21 protein-coding genes are annotated in these 20939 nt (G+C 42.6%); 14 read left to right on the top strand and 7 right to left on the bottom strand.

The features are described 5' to 3' along the window. Nucleotides 1-103 precede the first annotated feature (103 nt). Nucleotides 104-3211, top strand: coding sequence for an MMPL family transporter (locus tag ACR42H_RS23570; protein WP_436373531.1), 3108 nt, complete (start codon nt 104-106; stop codon nt 3209-3211). A 110-nt stretch (nt 3212-3321) separates the two neighbouring features. Here ACR42H_RS23570 and ACR42H_RS23565 read toward each other — a convergent pair whose 3' ends face one another. Further along, a complete protein-coding gene (locus tag ACR42H_RS23565; protein ID WP_009331790.1) occupies nt 3322-4038 on the bottom strand; it encodes a 3-ketoacyl-ACP reductase in 717 nt (238 codons plus the stop codon). Between the two features lie 141 nt (nt 4039-4179). Between ACR42H_RS23565 and ACR42H_RS23560 the strand changes: the two genes are divergently transcribed. Next, nucleotides 4180-5178, top strand: coding sequence for an LLM class flavin-dependent oxidoreductase (locus tag ACR42H_RS23560; protein WP_436373529.1), 999 nt, complete (start codon nt 4180-4182; stop codon nt 5176-5178). A gap of 230 nt (nt 5179-5408) precedes the next feature. On the opposite strand, the gene ACR42H_RS23555 is transcribed toward ACR42H_RS23560, so the two are convergent. After that, entirely contained in the window at nt 5409-6101 is a 693-nt protein-coding gene (locus ACR42H_RS23555; protein WP_113883680.1) for a C39 family peptidase, read from the bottom strand. A 127-nt stretch (nt 6102-6228) separates the two neighbouring features. After that, nucleotides 6229-7083, bottom strand: coding sequence for a LiaG family protein (liaG, locus tag ACR42H_RS23550; protein ID WP_436373527.1), 855 nt, complete (start codon nt 7081-7083; stop codon nt 6229-6231). A 260-nt stretch (nt 7084-7343) separates the two neighbouring features. On the opposite strand from liaG, the gene ACR42H_RS23545 reads away from it, so the two are divergent. From ACR42H_RS23545 to def, 4 genes are all read left to right on the top strand, one after another. Further along, complete coding sequence (locus ACR42H_RS23545; RefSeq protein ID WP_113883678.1) at nt 7344-7886, top strand: GNAT family N-acetyltransferase; 543 nt, start codon at nt 7344-7346, stop codon at nt 7884-7886. A 471-nt stretch (nt 7887-8357) separates the two neighbouring features. Further along, nucleotides 8358-9848: a potassium/proton antiporter gene (locus ACR42H_RS23540; RefSeq protein WP_113883677.1), complete on the top strand. Its 1491-nt coding sequence runs from the start codon at nt 8358-8360 to the stop codon at nt 9846-9848. A 234-nt stretch (nt 9849-10082) separates the two neighbouring features. Continuing rightward, nucleotides 10083-10274: a helix-turn-helix transcriptional regulator gene (locus tag ACR42H_RS23535; RefSeq protein ID WP_113883676.1), complete on the top strand. Its 192-nt coding sequence runs from the start codon at nt 10083-10085 to the stop codon at nt 10272-10274. Next, entirely contained in the window at nt 10267-10845 is a 579-nt protein-coding gene (gene def / locus ACR42H_RS23530; protein WP_113883675.1) for a peptide deformylase, read from the top strand. The genes ACR42H_RS23535 and def overlap by 8 nt, the downstream gene beginning before the upstream one ends. Before the next feature lie 38 nt (nt 10846-10883). Here the strand turns inward: def and ACR42H_RS23525 are convergent, their stop codons facing one another. Further along, nucleotides 10884-11015: a hypothetical protein gene (locus tag ACR42H_RS23525; protein WP_019383278.1), complete on the bottom strand. Its 132-nt coding sequence runs from the start codon at nt 11013-11015 to the stop codon at nt 10884-10886. Nucleotides 11016-11142: 127 nt separating this feature from the next. Between ACR42H_RS23525 and ACR42H_RS23520 the strand changes: the two genes are divergently transcribed. The 5 genes from ACR42H_RS23520 to ACR42H_RS23500 all read left to right on the top strand — a co-directional run bounded on the left by ACR42H_RS23520 (nt 11143) and on the right by ACR42H_RS23500 (nt 15219). Continuing rightward, complete coding sequence (locus tag ACR42H_RS23520) at nt 11143-11970, top strand: DUF2935 domain-containing protein (RefSeq protein WP_436373523.1); 828 nt, start codon at nt 11143-11145, stop codon at nt 11968-11970. 107 nt (nt 11971-12077) lie between these two features. Next, nucleotides 12078-12899 carry an amino acid ABC transporter substrate-binding protein gene (locus ACR42H_RS23515; protein ID WP_113883856.1) on the top strand — a complete coding sequence of 274 codons (822 nt, stop codon included), beginning with the start codon at nt 12078-12080 and terminating at the stop codon, nt 12897-12899. After that, a complete protein-coding gene (locus ACR42H_RS23510) occupies nt 12886-13587 on the top strand; it encodes an amino acid ABC transporter permease (RefSeq protein WP_113883673.1) in 702 nt (233 codons plus the stop codon). The genes ACR42H_RS23515 and ACR42H_RS23510 overlap by 14 nt, the downstream gene beginning before the upstream one ends. An 18-nt stretch (nt 13588-13605) precedes the next feature. Further along, nucleotides 13606-14340: an amino acid ABC transporter ATP-binding protein gene (locus ACR42H_RS23505; protein WP_436373520.1), complete on the top strand. Its 735-nt coding sequence runs from the start codon at nt 13606-13608 to the stop codon at nt 14338-14340. 243 nt (nt 14341-14583) lie between these two features. Further along, nucleotides 14584-15219 carry a histidine kinase gene (locus ACR42H_RS23500; RefSeq protein WP_113883671.1) on the top strand — a complete coding sequence of 212 codons (636 nt, stop codon included), beginning with the start codon at nt 14584-14586 and terminating at the stop codon, nt 15217-15219. 31 nt (nt 15220-15250) lie between these two features. On the opposite strand, the gene ACR42H_RS23495 is transcribed toward ACR42H_RS23500, so the two are convergent. Genes ACR42H_RS23495 through spoIIP form a run of 3 tightly spaced genes read right to left on the bottom strand, consistent with a single transcriptional unit; the run spans nt 15251 to nt 17364 of the window. After that, nucleotides 15251-16024 carry a (S)-benzoin forming benzil reductase gene (locus tag ACR42H_RS23495; protein ID WP_436373518.1) on the bottom strand — a complete coding sequence of 258 codons (774 nt, stop codon included), beginning with the start codon at nt 16022-16024 and terminating at the stop codon, nt 15251-15253. A 40-nt stretch (nt 16025-16064) separates the two neighbouring features. Further along, entirely contained in the window at nt 16065-16247 is a 183-nt protein-coding gene (locus ACR42H_RS23490; protein ID WP_113883669.1) for a hypothetical protein, read from the bottom strand. Beyond that, nucleotides 16234-17364: a stage II sporulation protein P gene (spoIIP, locus tag ACR42H_RS23485; RefSeq protein WP_436373516.1), complete on the bottom strand. Its 1131-nt coding sequence runs from the start codon at nt 17362-17364 to the stop codon at nt 16234-16236. Before spoIIP ends, ACR42H_RS23490 begins: the two co-directional genes overlap by 14 nt. Nucleotides 17365-17660: 296 nt before the next feature. Between spoIIP and ACR42H_RS23480 the strand changes: the two genes are divergently transcribed. From ACR42H_RS23480 to rodA, 3 genes are all read left to right on the top strand, one after another. Continuing rightward, entirely contained in the window at nt 17661-18425 is a 765-nt protein-coding gene (locus ACR42H_RS23480; protein WP_436373514.1) for a FixH family protein, read from the top strand. A gap of 284 nt (nt 18426-18709) precedes the next feature. Next, complete coding sequence (locus tag ACR42H_RS23475; RefSeq protein ID WP_113883667.1) at nt 18710-19492, top strand: DUF4931 domain-containing protein; 783 nt, start codon at nt 18710-18712, stop codon at nt 19490-19492. A 252-nt stretch (nt 19493-19744) separates the two neighbouring features. Beyond that, nucleotides 19745-20917 carry a rod shape-determining protein RodA gene (gene rodA / locus ACR42H_RS23470; RefSeq protein WP_113883666.1) on the top strand — a complete coding sequence of 391 codons (1173 nt, stop codon included), beginning with the start codon at nt 19745-19747 and terminating at the stop codon, nt 20915-20917. The last annotated feature ends 22 nt before the right edge of the window (nt 20918-20939 follow it).

Genomic DNA, 20939 nt, shown 5'->3' with positions numbered 1-20939 from the left:
GCCCGTATAGGCCAGATTGGTTCAACTAACAATCAGCGGGTGGGAGAGAACCCCCACTGATTGAAGTTTCACTTTATCAGAAAACAAAGCGGGGGATTAAAGAGTGTATTCAATTATTAAAAGAAAATGGCTTGTCATTGCCGTTTGGATCGCAGTGGTTGCCGGCTTGTTTATGGCAGCGCCAAACATGGCAGATCTGGTCCGCGATAAAGGGCAGATTACTGTGCCTGAAGAGTATTCATCCACACTTGCCGGGGATATTATGCAAGAAGTGCAGAAGCAGGAAGGCGGCGGGGATGAGACCCAGGTTGCACTTGTTTTCCATAATGATAAAAAGCTCACTGGAGAAGAAATCAAAGAAGCGGAGAAAGCTATCCGGACGCTTGAGGATAAGAGCGATGAAATGGGAATTACGGAAATTCTTACCCATTTTAATGAAGAAAGCTTGAAAGAACAGCTGGTTTCAGAGGATGGCAAGTCCATTTTGGCTTCTGTCAATGTAAGCTGGAACGACCGTGAGCCAGCTGAGCTGAGTGAAGAGCTTTATTCAGCTATTGATGATGCAAAGGTAGATCATTATTATACGAGTGAATGGCTGATTAATGAAGATCTCATGAACAGTTCGCAGGAAGGACTGAAAAAAACGGAAGGAATCACAGTCGTCTTTATTCTGGTTGTTCTGCTGCTGGTATTCCGATCAGTGGTTGCGCCAATGATCCCGCTGCTGACAGTTGGATTTACCTATCTTGCCTCACAATCCATTGTGGCATTTTTAGTTGATAGACTGGATTTTCCTATTTCGAACTATACCCAGATTTTCCTTGTGGCGATTCTGTTTGGGATTGGAACAGACTATTGTATCCTGCTGTTAAGCCGTTTTAAAGAAGAACTTTCTTATAATGAAAGCACAGCGGATGCCATTGTGGCAACATACCGAAATGCGGGACGAACAGTATTTTTCAGCGGTTTGGCTGTTATGATTGGCTTTGCTGCAATTGGCTTCTCGCAATTTATTCTTTATCAGTCAGCAGCAGCTGTGGCCATTGGTGTAGCAATATTATTAATTGCTTTATTTACCATTGTGCCATTCTTTATGGCAGTGCTGGGGCAGAAAATTTTCTGGCCTTCGAAGAAGAGTGCAGAGCATGGAGAAAGCAAGCTATGGGGTACAGTCGGTCGATTCTCGCTTGCGCGTCCATTTCTGGCATTGCTAATAGTGGCAGCCGTTTGTGTGCCGTTCCTGGTGACATATGACGGAGAACTTTCTTACAACTCCCTTGAGGAAATCGGCGGAGATGTTAATTCCATTAAAGCGTTTAATGCTATTGCTGACAGCTTTGGGCCCGGAGAATCCATGCCAACGCAAATCGTCTTGAAAAACGATGAGGAAATGGATTCCGCAGAATATGTAGGCCTGGCTGAAAAAATCAGCCGTGAGGTTGAAAAAGTAGATCTGGTGGATACAGTCCGCTCTGTCACAAGACCGACTGGAGAGCCAATCGAAGACTTCTTTGTTGCCAAACAAGCTGAGACTCTTGAAGAAGGCCTAGGAGAAGGTAAGGACGGATTAAACAAAATTTCAGACGGCTTAAGTGAAGCAAGCAGCGAACTGTCAAAATCAGAGCCTGAGCTGCAGAATGCCACAAAAGGCATCAATGATTTGATCTCTGGCACCAATGAAATCAAGTCCGGCCTTGGCGAAATTCAAACGAACCTTGCAAAAATTGAAGATGGTATTCGTCAGGGGTCTGCGGGTTCAGATCAAATTAAAGCCGGCTTAGCTGATGCGAAAGCTGGAGCGGAAGAGCTTACAGCAAATTATCAAATACTCTTAAACGGTTACCAGTTATCCCAACAAGGGTTAACCCAGCTGCAAGCTGGATATTCTAAGGCCGGTACAGGACTGGGTGAAATAATGGCAGCAAATGATGCCTTATATAACCACCTTGATGCCAATTATGATCAGTTAGCAGCGGATCAAACCTACCAGACTTACAAACAGGCTATACAAAAGAATTTGGGTGAGGTTACAGGGGCTTTATCTGAGCTGAATTTGAGGATTACTGAGTTAAATAATGGATTGTTAGAAGCAAATAATGGATTTGATGTGATTCTAAAAGAACAGTCAAAACTATCTGCCGGACTCCAGCAGCTTATCAAAGGAATTGAAGCTCAGCAGGCAGGACTCAATCAGCTTGCTGACGGGCAGGGGCAAATCGTCGATAATTTTCCGAAGCTGACAAATGGTTTAGCAGGAATCAATGGCGGGCAGGAACAGCTGCTGGCAGGATTCGGCGATCTTGGCGGACAAATCAGCCAGCTGACAGATGGTCTTGGCCAGAGCGCAGATGGACTGGAACAGGTGTCCGAAGGTCTCGGTTCGGCACAGGATTATCTGGCAGGCCTATCAAATTCGGAAAATATGGATGGTTTCTATCTGCCGCCTGAAGTTCTGGAGGATGAAGAGTTTGCCCAGGTATTTGATGTCTATTTGTCAGAGGACCGTAAAGTGATGACAATGGATGTAGTGCTTGAAGCAAATCCTTACTCCAACGAAGCCATTAACCAGGTGGACGAAATCAAAGAAGCTGTGGAAAGAGCGGCAAAAGGGACTAAGCTTGAAAATGCAGTTGTCGCAGTGGGCGGGATTACTAGCACGAATGCTGATTTGAGTACAATGTCAGATCAGGATTATTCCCGTACAGTTGTATTGATGCTGCTTGGCATTTCGATCATTCTTGTGTTCCTTTTCAGGTCTATCATAATGCCAATCTATTTAATTGGTTCATTGATTTTGACCTACTATACAAGTATGGCAATGAATGAAGCGATTTTTGTAAATCTGCTCGGATATTCGGGCATCAGCTGGGCGGTTCCATTCTTTGCATTCGTTATTTTGGTCGCACTTGGTGTTGACTATAGCATTTTCTTAATGGACCGCTTTAATGAATATCGTGACCTTTCAATTGCAGACGCCATGCTGTTGTCCATGAAGAAGATGGGCACAGTTATTATCTCAGCTGCCGTTATCCTTGGCGGAACATTCGCGGCAATGATGCCATCCGGAATGCTGTCGCTATTGCAGATCGCGTCCATCGTTCTAGTCGGATTAATGCTTTACGCACTGGTAGTGCTGCCTTTATTTATTCCGGTTATGGTCAAGAACTTCGGCCAGGCAAATTGGTGGCCATTTAAAAGAAGTGCAAATTAAGTTATGTTGAGACTGTCTTTAAGGCAGTCTCTTTTTGATGGGAGAAAAAGTTTATTTCAAAAAGAAAAATAAAGCCCCAATCATTAAACGATTGGGGCTTCTCCAAAATCTTATGGATTTGTCGACCACATGCCTGCTGTCTTCACAAACACCCGAGGGTTTAATTTCAGCTGTGCAACCATGAATTCTGCGAGGTCTTCCGGCTGCATAACTTTCTCCGGGTTGCCGTCTGTCAGGTTTGTTTCAATCGCAAGGTCAGTGGCAACCGTGCTTGGAGTCAATGCGCTAACTCGGATATTATGCTTTCGAACCTCAAGCATCAGGGACTCTGTTAAGCCTAAAACGGCAAATTTGGATGCGCTGTATGCACTAGTGACAGGTGCACCTTTTTGGCCGGCTGTGGATGCAATGTTGATAATGTCTCCGGACTTCTGTTCAATCATTTCAGGAAGAACGGCTCTTGTAACATTATAAACACCCATCAAGTTGACCTGGATGATGCTTTCCCACTCATCAGGAGATAGTTCCAGGAATCCTCCAAATTTGGCAATTCCGGCATTGTTAATCAGGATATCCACAGAGCCAAGGTCTGACTTAATATGCTCAACTGCATGGGTAACGGCTTCAAGGTCGGCAACATCGGCTGCAGCAGCAGATACATTCACATCGTACTGGCTAAGTTCATCCGCCATTTTTTCAAGATTTTCAATCGTGCGGCCAAGTAAACCAATATTGACGCCTTCTTTCGCGAGCGCGATAGCTGCTGCACGCCCGATTCCTCTGCCTGCTCCTGTAATTAGAGCTGTTTTGCCTTTTAATGTATGCATTGTTTTTCCTCCTCAAAAAAAATCATTCATATACTACCAGAAAGGCTGTAAATTTCCTAATAAATCGCTTGCGCAGTTGAGACATTTGAGGAAAATGTATTTCTTGTGATAAGATCATCTTCAATAAAAGGGGGTGTTCTAATGAAGCTCAGTGTTTTGGATCAATCTGTCGTGGCAAAAGGGGATACTGCAGCTGAAACTTTTCGTAAAACAGTGAAGCATGCCCAAGTGGCAGAAGAGCTTGGCTACTCCCGTTTTTGGGTGGCTGAGCATCATAATTCGAATGGACTGGCTGGCTCCTCACCGGAAATTCTTATCTCCCATATTGCATCAAGCACCAGCAGAATTAATGTCGGTTCAGGTGGAATCCTTCTGCCGCAATACAGCCCTTATAAAATTGCCGAAAATTTTAATGTGCTCCAAACTCTATTTCCTGGACGAATCGATTTAGGCATTGGGAGGTCTCCCGGAGGATCCGCATCCACCCGGCTTGCGCTGACAGATGGAGTAAGGAAAAGTCTGAATGAGTTTCCGAGACAGCTTAGGGATTTGCAGGGGTTTTTGAACAAAGAGCTTCCAGAAGGCCATCCTTATCAGCAAGTGAAAGCTTTTCCACAGGCTGAAGATCCTGCACTATTGTGGCTTCTTGGAATTACACATCGGGGAGCAAGACTGGCAGCGGAATATGGAACTGCCTTTACGTATGGCCACTTTATCAATCCTGCCAACGGAAAGAAAGCAATGGATACATATTTCAGCCAATTCCATCCTTCATCAGCTTTGTCTGAGCCGAAAGCAAATGTGTGTATTTTTGTTGTATGCGCTGAGACACAGGAAGAGGCCGAGAAGCTGGCTTTGAGCCAGGATATGTGGCTTCTGGCAGTTGAAAAAGGGCGAGATACGAGATTAATCCCAAGCATAGAAGCTGAAGGTATCCAGCTCACACATGTGGAAAACGAAAAAATTACTGAAAACCGCAAGCGGATGTTAGTCGGCACCCCGGCAAAAGTAAAAGAGGAATTGAAGCTGCTCAGCGAAATCTACGGAACAGATGAGTTTATGGTCATTACCAATATTCATGGCTTTCAAGACAAACTGAATTCGTACAAACTGCTGGCCGAAGCTTTCGGCTTAGTTTAAAATTTGTAATTCACAAATCATCCACGGATTGAGGATTATTTTCATGTTAGAGCTTCCCATTATTTCAAAATGTGCATAACTAGTTCATTGACTTTTTCAATTATTCTGAAGTATCCACAATTAAACCCCGATTCATCCACACTAAGTGGATAATCCAAGAAGACAATAGAGTTATCCACATAGGTGATCTTGATTTAAAACAAAAAGTTATCCCCATACATCCGGGTTTTTTATTTATCCACATAAGTGATTGCCTGTCTTCCTATCTGTTCCCATCCGGCAATGAACTTGTCCTTTTGGTATTGGGTATTTTTCTCCTTAAGCGGATCATTTGCATAGATATGATCTTCATCATAGCCTGTGACTAATACAGCATGCATTCGGTAGGTTATTTTGACGGGGCCATCTTTAGTTTCCCAGGTTTCCCATTCTGAATCAGGCAATACATCGTAAGTGCTGGTGATGATCACCCAGACTGGTCTTCCGTCATCAAGCTGCTCTATTACTTTGTCGAACCCGCTGCCTGTCAGGTCTTCAATTTTTCCTGGCAAATGGCTTTCAGCCAGTTCTGCAACGGGTTCATGGTAGGCACCGAGTCCAGGTTCATCCAATGTCTGCATATTGCCAACAAAGCCTTTATGAATATTTCCCCTATAGCCATCCTTTTCGAAAGGAACACGGTTTATTTTTTCGGCTAATTCCATTTTATCGGTCTCTTCTCCTGCATGATTCAGGAGCATAGCAAGACTGGTTACTTCACATCCTCTTTCAAGCTCAGGCTTTTGCAAATAATGAGGGGCATCAATTAACACTTTGCCGTCCTCCTGTTCTTCGGATTCAGTTTCACTTTCCTGGCCGGGAATCCAGGATGGTGAAGAGCAGCCTGACAGCAGAATGGATGCCAGTAAAATAGCTTTCTTCAAGACTCCACTCCTTTGTGAAATTTCGTTTGTCAAAATAATAGGTATAAGACTATTTCCCCATGGTGTCGAGTGTTAACCCCCTTTCAGCATTAAAAAAAGCCCGATTTCCCGGACTTCAATGCAGCAGTTAATTAATTTCAGCTTTCCCGCTGGATACAGAGATACGGATGTCATGTTCCCCTGATCCATGTTTGCCGGAAATATCATTTTTATCACGTTTCTCATCATCTAATTCAATATTGCTGCTGATATGGCCGCTGCTTGCTTTGCCCTTTAAGGTGAAGTCAGCATCATCAGGCAAATCAAGACGGACAAAGCCTGAACTTGCTTCCACTTTAATTGAGTCAATCAGTTTGCCGACCATTATATCCAGCTGTCCCGAAGATACTCCGGCATCAAGTTTGCCCTGGTAGTTGCGGATCTTTACTTTGCCGGAACTCATATCTATTTCTCCTGCACGGGTAATGATATGATCTGCTTCCATCATCCCTGATGAACCTTCATGCTCAAATTCATCAGTCTTAATGTTGGCAAGGCTGACTTTGCCGGAGCTCATATGAACATTCAGACTCTCAAGCTCGAAAGGCTTGCTTTCAGATTCACCGGCAAAATTCAGACGGCCAGAACCAATGTCAATGGACATGGACTTATTGAAATCATCAGGAATGTAAATCTTCAGATTGGTTTTATTATTGAAAAACTGAAAGCCGTCGAGCCACTTTCTTTTGTATTCTACACGAACTTCGTCTCCTGACTTGTTTACGGTCACCTTCCCTTTACCGTCAAGCACAGCTTTAACATTATTTCTCTTTTCAGGAATAATGACTGTATCTGAACTTGATACATCTATGCTGATATTATCTGTCCTCTCGCTGAGAGAAGCTTCGGTACTGCTTCCTCCAGAACTTAGCCAGCTGTTTACACCGGTAAAAAGCAAATAAGAACAGATTAAAATGATAAAAATGGCGAAAATCCTTTTCACTATGAACCCCTGCTTTCCTTCAAAAATTTCTTAATTATATTGTATGTTAATGCCATTTCATGCACATTGAGCCCCAGCTTTAATTTTAGCTAAGACTTGAGGCGTACAGAATATAGTTTAACGTTTTTGTCCCGAGGGGGATGCGCAATATTCAGAGCAGCAAAAGTTCTAGAGAGAAGCTCTGGTAATATTAACTTTCTAAATAGAATTCTCTTTTTACTGCTAATATCTTATTATAAAAGGAAAAAACAGGAGAATCTATGGAAATCACAACTGTCAATGGAAAAACAATTAATGTCGGTGTGCCTGAGGTATGCGATAAAAAGCTGGCTGCTGCTGAGCTGAAAATGATTAAATCGGATATAAAGTTTGTACCGATCTTAAAAGATCACGAGACTGCTGCAAAAGAATTAATACTGAATGGATTCCAGGAACGCTTCGGATTTATTGACCATTCGTTAAATCCTGATTTGAATTGCCTTACAGAAACATATAACGGTGAAGGCACCCTCTTTCTGGCTGGTTTGATTGAAAATGAACTGGTGTGTACGGGTGCAATAACCAATGAAGGCAATGGGGAATGCAGGCTGCAGCGAATGTCTGTAAAAAAGGAATTCCGGGGTCAGGGCATTGCCAGTATGATGGTACGGCAACTGGAGGATCGCGCCAAAGCAGCCGGTTACAGAAAAGTTGTCCTCGAAACAAATATTGCATGGGATAGTGCGGTAAACCTCTATAAACGCTGCGGATATAAGGCGTATAAACTGGAAGATGCGATGATTCATCTATCTAAAGAAATTTAGCGGATTTGCCTAATGGCAAGTCCGATTTTTTTAAAAGCATGCATATGAAGTGCAATGTTACATAATATATGTTATGATGTATTTATGTTACATTAAAAAAATCGATAAAGATATTGAAAGCGGCAAAAGATAATCTTATGCTGGAAACAAAGCTCGCGACTCACTGTCACTTCTTTTCTAATAGCAGATCTTCACCCTACTGAAGATCCGTCATGAACTGCTGTCATCACCTCTCCTGGCATTACACTGGCTAACATTTAATTCTGCCTTTTTCGTACAGGGCACAAGTCATTCAAGGCAAATTCTCCGTTGTAAAAAAGTCACTTAAGTCTGATCAAGAGACTCAATTTTGCATGATAGTCTCCTTTCATACAGCTTTACTGATTCAATAAAACGAATTCCTCAACAATAATAGAACATTTTTTATTACCTATATCCTTTGATTAAATCTAAATAAAGAAGGTGATCGTATTGGCTGAATTTATTTGGCACACAGATGCACTTATCCTATTGGCTGCTATCCTTTTTATTATTGGTGTTATGACAACTAAATTTTCTGCACGGCTTGGTGTGCCTGCTCTTGTTCTCTTTATCGCGGTCGGGATGGGATTGGGGCAATTCATTTATTTTGATAATGCGAGAATTGCGCAGATGATTGGGGTTTTGGCCTTTATCATTATTTTGTTTGAAGGAGGACTGCAGACGAACTGGAAAACAGCTCGGACGGTCATTGTACCTTCCTTATCATTGGCAACCTTAGGTGTTGTAATTACTACCGGGCTTGTTGCCGTGGCGGCAAAGTTTATTCTCGGGGCAGATTGGCCTGTCGCGGTGCTTTTTGGCGCGATTGTCGGATCAACTGATGCAGCTGCCGTTTTTGCTGTATTAAAAGGGCAAAATATAAAGCCCAGGATTTCCGCAACATTGGAAGCCGAGTCTGGCTCCAATGATCCCATGGCAGTGTTCCTGACAGTTGCCATGATTGAGTTGATTATGACTCCTGGCTCCGGCATTTTCTCTCTTATTGGTTCCTTCTTTATCCAAATGGGAGTGGGAGCAATAGCCGGTCTCCTGTTTGGCAAATTCGCAATATGGTCATTGAATAAAATTAACTTGGATTCAAGCGGGCTTTATCCTGTGTTTGCAACTGGATTTGCGATGCTGACATATGGAATAACTGCTTATCTGGGAGGCAGCGGCCTTCTTGCTGTATATGTAGCAGGTATTATGATAGGAAATGCAGACATTGCCTATCGCCACTCTGTTTTCCGTTTTACAGAAGGGTTTGCCTGGATGATGCAAATTGCGATGTTCGTCATTTTGGGTCTCCTGGTCTTCCCGAATGAACTTTTCCAATCTGACATTTTGCTAAAAGGCCTGGCTCTTTCAGCTCTTCTTATGTTTGTTGCCAGACCTGCTGCTGTGTTCTTAACCACCATCAAGATGGGCTTCTCAATGAAGGAATTGATCTTCTTATCTTGGGCAGGTTTAAAAGGAGCTGTGCCAATCGTGCTGGCCACTTTCCCGCTGTTATCCGGTGTGGAAGGAAGTCACGAAATTTTCAATGTTGTCTTTTTCGTTGTCCTGACAAGCGCTCTTATCCAGGGGTCAACGATTACATGGTTAGCCGAAAAGCTCGGTCTGGCTGGGCCTGAGAAGGCTACTCCCATGCATTCCCTGGAATTGGTCTCCCTTGGAAAAGCAGATGCTGAAATGATTGAATTCGAAATAGAAGAAGATGCATTCATTATCGGGCAAAATCTGATGGAGATCCCGTTTCCTGAAGGCGCACTCGTCAATGCAATCATTCGTAAAGATGAGTTAATTACTCCAACAGGCAACACCCAAATTGAGCAGGGAGATTTTCTTTACATTCTTACTAAGAGAAAATATAAAAGAGAGCTCAAGCTGCTGCTGAAAAAGAAAAAGCCAGCTGAAACTCTGGTAGAAGCAGAGGCGTAGACAACTAGGAACCAGTGTGGAGAAAGATCTGCACTGGTTTTTTTGCAATTTCTCGGATATTTTGTGTTTGTTCGCTAAAAAGCAAGTAAAATTGCGGATAAAATCAAAATTTTGCAAATATCTTCTATTTTTCACGGGGGAAATTTCATGCACACCAACCAATGTCCAAAGTGTTGGACATCCTGCCATCTGAAATGCTACCATAAAAACAGTTTCAGCCCAAAAGGTGATAGGATGAAAAATAAAATAAAGGAAATACGAAAAAAGCTGGGAATAACTCAGAAAAGGCTCGCTCAAGAATGCAGTGTGGCCAGGCAGACAATCAATTGCATAGAAAATAATAAATATGATCCCACATTGGAGTTAGCTTTTAGAATTTCTAAAACATTAAAAGTAAAGGTAGATGAATTGTTTATTTATGAGTAAATTTAATGCTGATACAATCATTACTATGAAAGATATTGTGCGGGAAGGGGATCCGATCCTGCGTGAGGCAACAAATGAAGTCACAGTGCCTTTGACTGAAGAAGATCGCGGAACGCTGATTGCGATGATGCAATATTTGAAGAACAGCCAGGACCCTGCCATTGCAAAGAAATATGGCTTGCGTCCGGGCATTGGGCTATCTGCCAACCAAATTGGCCTTAACAAACGGATGTTTACCGCCTATTTTACCAATGAAAAAGCTGAGCCTCAGGAGTATTTCGTAATTAATCCAAGAATCATCAGCCACTCTATCGGTGTCATTTTCCTGCCGGAGGGTGAGGGCTGCCTGTCTGTAGACCGTGACGTAAAAGGGTATGTACCCCGTTATGAGCGCATTAAGGTAAAAGCCCATAATTTTGAAGGCGAAGAAGTGACACTCCGATTCAAGGGTATCCCGGCCATCATTATGCAGCATGAAATCGACCATCTGAACGGAATAATGTTTTATGATCGAATTGATAAAAATGACCCGTTCAGGATTCCGGAAAACTCGGTTATGGATAGCTTTTAATATGAAAAACCGGCTTCTAAACCGAAGCCGGTTTTCTCTTAATCCAAATCAGTCTTATCCTTTTGATCTTTATTCCTCTTATTGCCCTTGCTGTTATCTCCGCTGATGGCTGATTGATTTCCTCTTGGTGAATTTTGATTATTGCTGCCTTTATTGAACTTTTTTGTCATAGCGATTCTCCTTTCTTATAAATGCTTCCTTATTTTTTCTAAAGCGCTCCTTTTTTATCCGACCCCCCTTCATCTTTCCTTTATGAAAGGCATATACATTTAAAAGGATTATAATGGGGGGATCTAAATGAATGAAATAGGATTGACACCGTGGGAGGAGCATGCTTTTTGGCTGGAGATTCTTGAAGACCATGCGATTTTTGTGAGGGACAATCTTTCTCCAACAGAAAGCAAGTATGTAAAAAGAGCGGATGAATACAGACAAGCCTTCCGTAACCTTAGAAATAGGCTTAATCAGTTATCTCCATCTGCAGAAGCAAACTCACAGGAGGCAATCGCCATGGCCATGGAGATATGGCCAATTGCAAACGGCTATTTTCAATTTGAAGGAAAGCTCCAGAATCTGAGAATCAATAATTTAATCAATCTTAATCTCTCGCCAACTTATTTTAACGGCACATTAAGTGAAAATCAGGAATATCTGCGCTTGCTGTCCTATTATGCAAAAGGGCTAACACCGCCGCCGCAATCCCTTTTTGATTTGCTGGATTTGTGGCTGGAGGATCAGCTGGGGCACATCATTCTTCTGAGAAATTCAATCGATCCAATTGAGGTATTTGTAAATGAACAGGCCGAAATCTATACCCGGATTTTTCAGGGTTTCCTGGTGCAGAACCGACATATGAAAGGATATCTCCGGTTTACGCAGCCAGGATTCCCGCGCCAGCAGGAAATGGCAAGGGATGTAGGGCTGGCTGTGATTGAAATGAATGAATACATTAAGGGGATAGTCCAGAAATACACCGGCAAAAGGATTCTCAATAAAACAACCCTGAGATTTCTCGAACATCATTTCCCTGAAGCCTGCTATTTAATTAAAAAGCTCAGCTACTATGCTCCTGAACTGACGGAAGAAGCCTCTAAATGTTCTTTGAAAAAACCATCATATTCTTAGTATCCTAAAGCCTTCTTTTAGAAAGAGGGTTTTTTTCTTTGGCCTCCTATAAACTAAGCACTTTAGGAAAAGATAAAATAAAAACATTTCTTAAACAGGAGGCAAACATGAAAAAGACTTTTTTTAGTGCTGTTCTAATCTGTTTAGTTTTAATCATTTCAGGGTGCGGGACGAATAAAGCAAACCCGGAAAATCAGGATCAGCCGGCGTCAGAAGAGCAGAAGCAGGACTTATGGGCAAAAGTGCAGGATGAGGGGAAACTGCTAATTGGAACGGAAGGCACTTATCCGCCATTCACCTTCCATGATGATAAAGGCAACCTTACTGGTTTTGATGTGGAAATCTCAAAGGAAGTGGCCAAAAGGCTTGGTGTGAAGCCGGAATTTCTGGAAACACAATGGGATGCAATGTTCGCCGGATTGGATTCAAAACGATTCGATATGATTGCAAACCAGGTGGGGATTCGCCCTGACCGCCAGGAGAAATACGATTTTTCGGATCCTTATATTTCTTCTGCAGCTGTTTTGATTACACATGAATCCAATGATTCAGTTTCAAGCTTTGAAGACATAAAGGGTTTGAAAGCCGCACAGTCCATGACAAGCAATTATGCTGATCTGGCAAAGTCTTATGGAGCAGAAATTGTAGGAGTAGACGGATTTAACCAGGCGATTGAACTGATTAACTCAAAGCGTGCAGATGTTACACTCAACGATAATTTGTCTTTTTTGGACTTTAAAAAACATAAACCTGATGCTCCAGTCAAAATCGCGGACGAATCCGAAGATGCTTCCCAAAGCGGCCTAATGTTCAGGAAGGGAAGCGATACATTGGTTGATGAAGTCAATAAAGCATTGACCGAAATGATAGAGGATGGCACTTACTTGAAAATTTCAGAAAAATGGTTTGGCGAAGATGTACTTAAGTAGTATTTTTGCCAACCCGGAAAGGGTCGAAAGACTTTTAGAGATTGGAAAGAATTCATTCCAGCCATTGCTTGAGGGTGCCATTGTTTATACCATCCCATTAACACTGATTTCATTTATATGCGGGCTGGCATTGGCAATATTTACGGCACTTGCCCGCACTTCGGGAAATAAGGCACTGGAGACGATAGCAAGAATATATGTATCAGCAATAAGGGGCACGCCGCTTCTTGTGCAGCTTTTCATCATTTTTTACGGGCTCCCGACGATTGGTGTCATTATTGATCCTTTCCCTTCAGCGATCATAGGATTTTCGCTGAATGTAGGGGCGTACGCCTCCGAAATTATCCGGGCGGCCATCCTTTCGATCCCAAAAGGACAATGGGAAGCGGGATATTCCATAGGCATGTCCTATTCACAGACGCTTAAGAGAATTATTCTTCCGCAGGCATCCAGGGTATCGCTGCCGCCGCTATCCAATTCATTCATCAGTCTTGTAAAAGATACCTCTCTGGCTTCCATGATTTTGGTCACGGAGATGTTCCGAAGAGCACAGGAAATAGCTGCAACCAATTATGAATTTTTACTTCTATATACGCAGGCTGCCTTTATATATTGGGTGATTTGCTTTATGCTTTCGATCCTGCAGGGGAGGCTTGAACGCCGTCTGGACAGATATATTTCTTCATGAAAAGAGGCAGTGCTATAGATGATTAATATTAAGGATTTGCATAAGCAATTTGATCAGCTGAAAGTACTGAAGGGAATTAATTTGGAAGTGAAGAAAGGGCAAGTGGTTGTAGTGATTGGGCCATCGGGCTCCGGTAAAACAACCTTGCTGAGGTGCATAAATGTACTGGAGCAGCCTACTTCAGGACTGCTTGCCATTGGCGATAAAGTCCTCGACTTTTCTCAGCAGGTCTCGAAAAGGGAAATTCCTCCCTTCAGGCGCCTTACGGGAATGGTTTTTCAGAACTATAATTTATTTCCGCATATGACTGCACTGGAAAATGTCATGGAAGGGCCGGTTACAGTGAAAGGTGAATCTAAGGAAACAGCAAAGGAAAAGGGGGAACTGCTTTTAAGAAAAGTTGGTCTAGCGGATAAAGCCGGCTTTTATCCTTATCAGCTTTCAGGCGGCCAGCAGCAGCGGGTAGGGATTGCTCGGGCTCTTGCCATGGAGCCAAAGGTTATGCTTTTCGATGAGCCTACTTCGGCACTTGACCCTGAACTTGTCGGAGAAGTGCTGAAGGTGATGAAGGACCTGGCCGCTGAGGGAATGACAATGGTGATCGTTACCCATGAGATGAGATTTGCCAGGGAAGCAGCGGATGAAGTCATTTTCATGGACGGCGGTATTATAGTGGAACGCGGCAAGCCTGAACAGATATTTTCCAGTCCCAAAGAAATGCGCACTAGCCAATTCCTGAATTTTATTCAATAAAAAGACCTCTGCATAAAGGCAGAGGTCTTTTTATCAAAAAAAATGCTTCCTTGACAGGAAGCGGAAAAAAAGGGGGATTTACACTTGTAGGAGTAGTATGCCCGGGCAGAGAAATTCTTATTCATATTTTCTAAAAATTATTAATTGTTCTAAACACATTCTCATGGAGCCCTTTTGCCGCGGGGGTTATTCCATGGTATTCGTGCTATACTGAATATAGAATCCGGTGGGAGTGGTGTAAAAATGAAGGAAAGTATTTTAATATGTGTAAGCAATCCCAATCATGCGGAGATACTGGTTCAAAGAGGCAAAAAACTGAAGGAAGCATTTCAGGGGGATGGCTATATTCTCTCTGTGGAAAACCGGAAGCAGGAAGAGCTTGACTTTAATGAGCTTCAGACAAAATACTTGTTCGAAAGTTTAGCAGAGAAATACGGGCTAATGATGCTCTCCAAGTATGCTGAAGGCAAAAAAATCGCCAGGGTGATAGCTGAAGTGGTAAAGGAGAATAATATTACCCAGATCATCCTTGGGCAGGCTGTTCAAACCAAGCTGGAGCGGATGGTAAAGCATTCGCTGATCAATGATTTATTCCAGCTGCTTGAAGGGGTGGATATACATGTCGTAGAAGTTTCAAGAAAGGTTCATGATCCCTCTGACGACTGGGATAAAGGGCTGCCGGCCCAGATCGTCAAAAAAGGCTCCGATTATCATCTGATCATTGGAGAAGATCAAGAAAATGGAATAAAGGGCATCTTCTTTAAAGAATTATCCTCCGACTTCTCGAACGGTTTTTTTGTTATACAAAAAGATAATAATCATGAAGTGCTCCGTATTCACCATGGTGTTGTAGATAGTAATATATTGGGAGATAAATAAGCCGGCTCATTTAGCCGGCTTTTGTTACTCTTTAGATTAAGTCATTTACATAATAAACTTTTCCGCTCTCAATTTCCTTCTGCAGCAGCAAATCGACTAGTGCATTTGCCACAGTTTCCGTATCCCGCAGCATTCCTTTCTCCTTGTATGCCTGGAATTTCTCAAGATCATGAAATGCTTCCTTCGCTGAAGAACGTATGGTTCCCTGCATAGCGGTATCCATAACACCGGGACTAAAGGCAATAACCTTATGGCTGCTGCCTGCTGTCCGCAGTTCCAATGCAGCTGTTTCCGTGAACATATTTATTCCGGCTTTTGTGCTGCAATAAGCACTCCACCCCTGTATGGGCCTTTCAGCAGCACCTGAAGTAATGTTGACAATGGTCATTTCACTTGAAACCTCACGCAGGAGGATGTTGGAAATCATAATAGGAGCAATCAGATTAACGTGAGCATTTTGAATTAATGCGGCATGATCAAGATTCCCGGCTGTTCCGATGGGGTCTATAATCCCTGCGTTGTTAAATACATATAGGGTTTCCGGCTGTTTTTCCTGCAATAGTGCTGTCAGTTCGCTGAAAGCAGATTCAAGCTCATCCGGTGAGGACAGATTGCAGAAATATTGGGCAAAGAATACTTGATTCTCTGCAGCAAGTTTTGCCAACTCGGGGTTTTCAGTCCTTGATACAGATATGATGCCAGTGCCTTCTGTAATCATCCTCTTGGCAATGGAAGCTCCTAAACCTTTGGATGCACCTGTTATAATAGCTAATTTCACTTTGATCACTCCTATTTCCTGTTTCATTATCTTCTATTAAAACAGAAAATGATCATTTTTTCCTTTATCAGCCATTGTGGTCCTGCCTGAATGCCATCATTTCATCTTCAATTAAATTGATGATTGAGAGGATAATTCCTGAAAACAGGCAGGCGACCGTAATGGTGCTAATGCCAAACAGAAGGTAAAGAATAAAGGTGCTGAAAAAAGTAAACAGGAGACAATAATGGCAAGCTTTAATCTTCCGCATTGACTGGCTCTGCCTTCCAGTAATAATCACTAAATACACTAGCAAATGCTTTTATGGAATTATTCAGTTCCTCCAGATTGTTTTCCACACCTCCGAATTCCAGCAAAAGTGCCCGCTCGGAAAGATCCTGGTTGTAAATGCCGTTGCCTTCACTTTTTCCTTTAACAAATACTCCCCTGCTGATTCCCTTATATTTTGCTTCCAGTGCTTTATGGAGCTCGGTAGCCACTTTTAAGTTCTGTTCATAGTTTTTGTGCTCTTTGCCGACAACAAAAAACAGTCGCGCGTATGGTTCCTGGCCAATTACTGCGGTTGTTTTCCCTCGGGGCAGCGAATCCCTATGGATATCAATTAAGAATTTAACATCCTTATTCTCTGTCATGGCGGATTGTACAGTCTCTCTTGACATGGCATAGGAATTCTCCCAGTTCCAGCCCTTCTTTTTCAGTTCTGCGGCAATATTGGTTTTATCATGCTCAGCACCTATGCCTTTTCTCGCCAGCTCTTCACTAAGCTTTTTCCCGACAGCAATGACATTCACCTGCTCATTTGGACTAACGGCCTCATCTGTATCCTTTACATCTTTTAGAAGCGGAGCGAATGATTCCCAGCTGTGGGAATGGTAAATAAGAACCCCTTTTTTGTCCGGAATATTTGGAGGAGCCTTACTTTCTTCATTTTGACCGTCATTCATAGCAAGTTCTTTTTCTTTTAAAAGGACTTCAAGAGGAGGGGCAGATTCCACTGGCAGATTGGTAAAGTCTGTACCCTCTCCGGCAACGGCAATACCGGTGTCAAAGATTGAAAAACCAGGCAGCTCCCGGCCTAGGAACGTTCTGATATCTTTCGGCTGTGTGTTGGTTGCCAGCTTAAATAGGGTTCCGGATAGGGAGTAGCTTTCAGGAACCTCCTTGTGAAAATAATGGTTTTCGGCTTTCAAAAAGTGAATGAAGAGCTGGTCGGCCTTAATGTCTTTAAGCAGCACATTCATATGTGATGAAGAGAAGACAGCCGGATAAAGCGTAACAATCCCAGCGATCGCCACCACTGCACAAATACTGAAAAGCCAGCTATTTATATAAAAGAAAATAGAATGGATTCTTAATTTAGAATTCATATAAATCCCTCCACTCTCTAAATATATGACGGATAAGCTGATTTAGAAGAAGGGAGATACCCTTAATTGAAAAGAGAGCTTCAGAAGAGATCTCGAAAGAATGGGACAAAAAGCGGTCCTGACTGATTTTGCGTCCGTCTAGTATAAAACACATAATAGAAAGCAATCCTTTGTACTAAATCTCAAAAGTTCTGAATGGGTCTTTTATTTTTTGAAAAAATTTCATTGTTTTATCACAAATGGCTTTTATATTGATAATATCAAAAGACAATATAGATAAAGAGAGGGACACTAAATTGAAAAAGATTTTATTCAGCATAATGGCGAGCTTGCTTGTTCTTGGCGGTTGCAGCCAATCAGAAGAAGAAAAGCCCGCAAAAAACGACGAAGTGCCGCAAATCATTGAAGCCGTCATCCAGGTGCCTGAAACCATTGATCCTGGTGAGGAGGCAACCCTTGCCGTCACTGTAAGACAAGGCGGTGAGGCCGTAACCGATGCGGATGAGGTAAAATTTGAAATATGGCAGGAAGGACAAAAAGAAAACGGTGAAATGGCAGTGGCAAAGCACGACTCAGAGGGGAAATATAATGCTGATCATATATTTGCAGAAGAAGGCCTCTACTATGTTCAGTCCCATGTAACGGCTAGAAGCCAGCATACAATGCCAATGGTTTCCATACAGGTTGGCGAGGCAAAACCGGAGGACTCAGGAACGGGGCATGAACAAGAAAATGAGGGACATGAAGATGGCCATTCTCACAGTCATGGCGGAGAGGTATCCATTGAGCTGCAGGCGTCTGAACAAATTCATGCAAACGAACAAACAGCTTTATCTGCCATGGTTGATAATGAAGGGGAACCGCTGGCGGAGGCTAAAGTAAAGCTTGAGATTACACTTAATGGCGCAACGCCTCAATGGGTGAATATGTCTGAAACAGAACCGGGCACATACACTGCCGACCATCAGTTTACCGAACCGGGCACATACACCATCACGACCCATGTTGAAAAAGGCGACGATATTCACGAGCATGAAGAAACTGAATTAACGGTGCAATAAACATTAATCAGCGGGGTTCTTTCATGCCCTGCTGATTTTTTGTTGAGGCAGGGATTATTTGATTATACAGATGGACTTAAGCTGGAGTTTGGAATAATGCTGGGCAAGTTCGGACAGGAAAGCAAGGAAAAGGCCAGAGTCAGTCCGAACCCGAACCCGGGGCTTCTCCGGCAAGTGCCCAAGAAACTGCCAAAAAAACTGCCAAAAAAACTGCCTCAGGTACCCCGCTGCCATTTTCATGATAATATAAAAGGAGAGATTACAGAAAAGCAGGTGTCAAAGAGATGTCAGATACACATTTGCATTTTAATACGGGAATTGGGGTCCAGAAGCCTAATAGCATTCGGAATAAGGATATAAGCTGCCCTTTTTGTGCAAGGGAGGAGCTGACGGATATCATCGACGTTGAGGATTCAATCATTCTGCTGAAAAATAAGTTTCCTGTTCTTGAAAGTTCCTATCAGACCGTGCTGATTGAAACGGATCAATGTGACGGAGAGCTGTCCATTTATTCAGAGGAGCATTTGGTCAGGCTGATTTCATTTGGGTTGAGACATTGGCTTCAGATGGAAAAGAGCGGAGAATATGAATCTGTTTTATTCTTTAAAAACCACGGTCCATTATCCGGAGGGAGTATTGCCCATCCCCATATGCAAATTGTCGGATTGAGGAATATTGATTACAAGGAAAAAATTCAAGCAGAGGACTTTGAAGGTCTCCTTATTCATGAGGAAAGCAATACGGTGTTCACTTTATCGACTTCTCCGAGAATCGGTTTCTATGAATTCAACGTTAAGCTTGCCGATCAGGATGATATTCCGCACTTTGCAAAATGCATCCAGACAGCTGCTCATTATATTCTGAATGCCTTTCCTTTTCCAAGCAATAGTTATAATTTGTTTTTCTACAAGCTGGACAGGAATATTTACGCAAAAATTGTTCCTCGCTATATTACCACGCCAATTTTTATTGGCTACAGCATCCCGCAGGTTCCTAATAATCTTGAGTGGATGAGAGATGATATAAAAGTGAGATATTTCAGCGGGGAATTTAAAGTCAGGCCTTAATGCCTGGTATACCCGATTGATGGGTACCTTCGACGGATACTGGATATGGACGTAAATAACTATTCTCAGTAATCGTAAAAATTTGAAATAATAACCATTCGCTTTTAGAAGTTGTGATTTATCTCTATAAAAAATATAATGAAATATTGTAGCGAGGAATAATGTGAGGTACATATTTTATTACTTGCGCTGTGCTCCGTTATGCCTTAAAAGATCAAGGCAAATGGTTTTGTTTTTTAAAGGAGAATGATCATGACCTCAAATCGATATACACCTCCTAAGCTGGATTGGGGCTTAGTATTAATATTGATGCTTTTATTCCTGGTAAGCGCCATTTCCATTTACAGCGCACAGACAACAGGACAATATACAGAAAACTTCCTTTTGAAGCAGGTTGTCTGGTATGCTGTTGGCACAGGAATCATTGCTGCGGTAATCACACTGGATTCCGATCAGCTGAAGAAGATATCCTGGTATGTGTATGGCCTGGGCATTGCACTGCTTGGATTCCTGATTGTGGCGCCATCAAGCATTGCCCCTGTCATTAATGGGGCGAAGGCATGGTACAAGGTTCCGGGTATGGGTTCACTGCAGCCTGCAGAGCTTGTTAAAGTGTTTATTATTCTGGTATTGGCGAAAACAATTGACGAGCATCATCAAAAAAATGCACACAAAACCATGCAGACTGATTTATGGCTGCTTATTAAACTGGCTGGTTTAACAATGGTGCCCCTGCTGCTGGTTATGCAGCAGCCCGATTTAGGGACAAGCCTTGTATTTCTTGCAATCATGCTTGGCATGATATTCATTTCAGGAATCAGCTGGAAGCTTCTGGCGCCAATATTTGGAACAGGCGCGGCTCTTGCAGGCACTATTTTGTATTTTGTTTTATGGCATCCGGATATTCTTGAGAAATATTTAGGGGTAAAGGAATATCAGTTTGCGCGTATTTATTCCTGGATTGATCCTTATAACTATCAAAGTTCAACAGGATTTCAGCTGACACGCTCTCTCCTTGCCATTGGGTCAGGGGAAACAAGCGGGAAAGGATATGGAACGAGGGAAGTCTATCTTCCTGAAAGCCATACCGACTTTATTTTCAGTATCGTAGGGGAAGAATTTGGTTTTGTAGGCGCAAGTATTGTCGTCAGCCTTTTCTTTCTGCTGATTTACCATATTACCAAGATTGGCATGGAAACCAAAAACAATTTTTATACCTATATTTGTGTAGGTGTCATCAGCATGGTTACATTCCATGTCTTTCAAAATATCGGGATGACCATCGGCCTTTTGCCAATCACAGGCATACCGCTTCCTTTCATCAGCTATGGAGGAAGCTCACTGATGGGGAATATGCTGGCCATGGGGCTGATTTTCTCGATCCGCTACCATTATAAAAAATATATGTTCTCGACCAGTGATTAAGAAAAGCGGAGGCCTTGCCCTC

It is taken from the genome of Cytobacillus sp. BC1816 (genome assembly GCF_051353635.1).
GTDB lineage: Bacteria > Bacillota > Bacilli > Bacillales > Cytobacillaceae > Cytobacillus > Cytobacillus oceanisediminis_C.
This window is presented reverse-complemented; position numbering and strand designations above follow the sequence as displayed.

Bases quoted from the DNA above. Each gene is read 5' to 3' on its own strand.
- ACR42H_RS23565 (WP_009331790.1), bottom strand. From the start codon at position 4,038: ATGCATACATTAAAAGGCAAAACAGCTCTAATTACAGGAGCAGGCAGA.
- ACR42H_RS23560 (WP_436373529.1), top strand. From the start codon at position 4,180: ATGAAGCTCAGTGTTTTGGATCAATCTGTCGTGGCAAAAGGGGATACT.
- ACR42H_RS23545 (WP_113883678.1), top strand. From the start codon at position 7,344: ATGGAAATCACAACTGTCAATGGAAAAACAATTAATGTCGGTGTGCCT.
- ACR42H_RS23535 (WP_113883676.1), top strand. From the start codon at position 10,083: ATGAAAAATAAAATAAAGGAAATACGAAAAAAGCTGGGAATAACTCAG.
- def (WP_113883675.1), top strand. From the start codon at position 10,267: ATGAGTAAATTTAATGCTGATACAATCATTACTATGAAAGATATTGTG.
- ACR42H_RS23525 (WP_019383278.1), bottom strand. From the start codon at position 11,015: ATGACAAAAAAGTTCAATAAAGGCAGCAATAATCAAAATTCACCAAGA.
- ACR42H_RS23520 (WP_436373523.1), top strand. From the start codon at position 11,143: ATGAATGAAATAGGATTGACACCGTGGGAGGAGCATGCTTTTTGGCTG.
- ACR42H_RS23515 (WP_113883856.1), top strand. From the start codon at position 12,078: ATGAAAAAGACTTTTTTTAGTGCTGTTCTAATCTGTTTAGTTTTAATC.
- ACR42H_RS23510 (WP_113883673.1), top strand. From the start codon at position 12,886: ATGTACTTAAGTAGTATTTTTGCCAACCCGGAAAGGGTCGAAAGACTT.
- ACR42H_RS23505 (WP_436373520.1), top strand. From the start codon at position 13,606: ATGATTAATATTAAGGATTTGCATAAGCAATTTGATCAGCTGAAAGTA.
- ACR42H_RS23500 (WP_113883671.1), top strand. From the start codon at position 14,584: ATGAAGGAAAGTATTTTAATATGTGTAAGCAATCCCAATCATGCGGAG.
- ACR42H_RS23495 (WP_436373518.1), bottom strand. From the start codon at position 16,024: ATGAAACAGGAAATAGGAGTGATCAAAGTGAAATTAGCTATTATAACA.
- ACR42H_RS23490 (WP_113883669.1), bottom strand. From the start codon at position 16,247: ATGCGGAAGATTAAAGCTTGCCATTATTGTCTCCTGTTTACTTTTTTC.
- spoIIP (WP_436373516.1), bottom strand. From the start codon at position 17,364: ATGAATTCTAAATTAAGAATCCATTCTATTTTCTTTTATATAAATAGC.
- ACR42H_RS23475 (WP_113883667.1), top strand. From the start codon at position 18,710: ATGTCAGATACACATTTGCATTTTAATACGGGAATTGGGGTCCAGAAG.
- rodA (WP_113883666.1), top strand. From the start codon at position 19,745: ATGACCTCAAATCGATATACACCTCCTAAGCTGGATTGGGGCTTAGTA.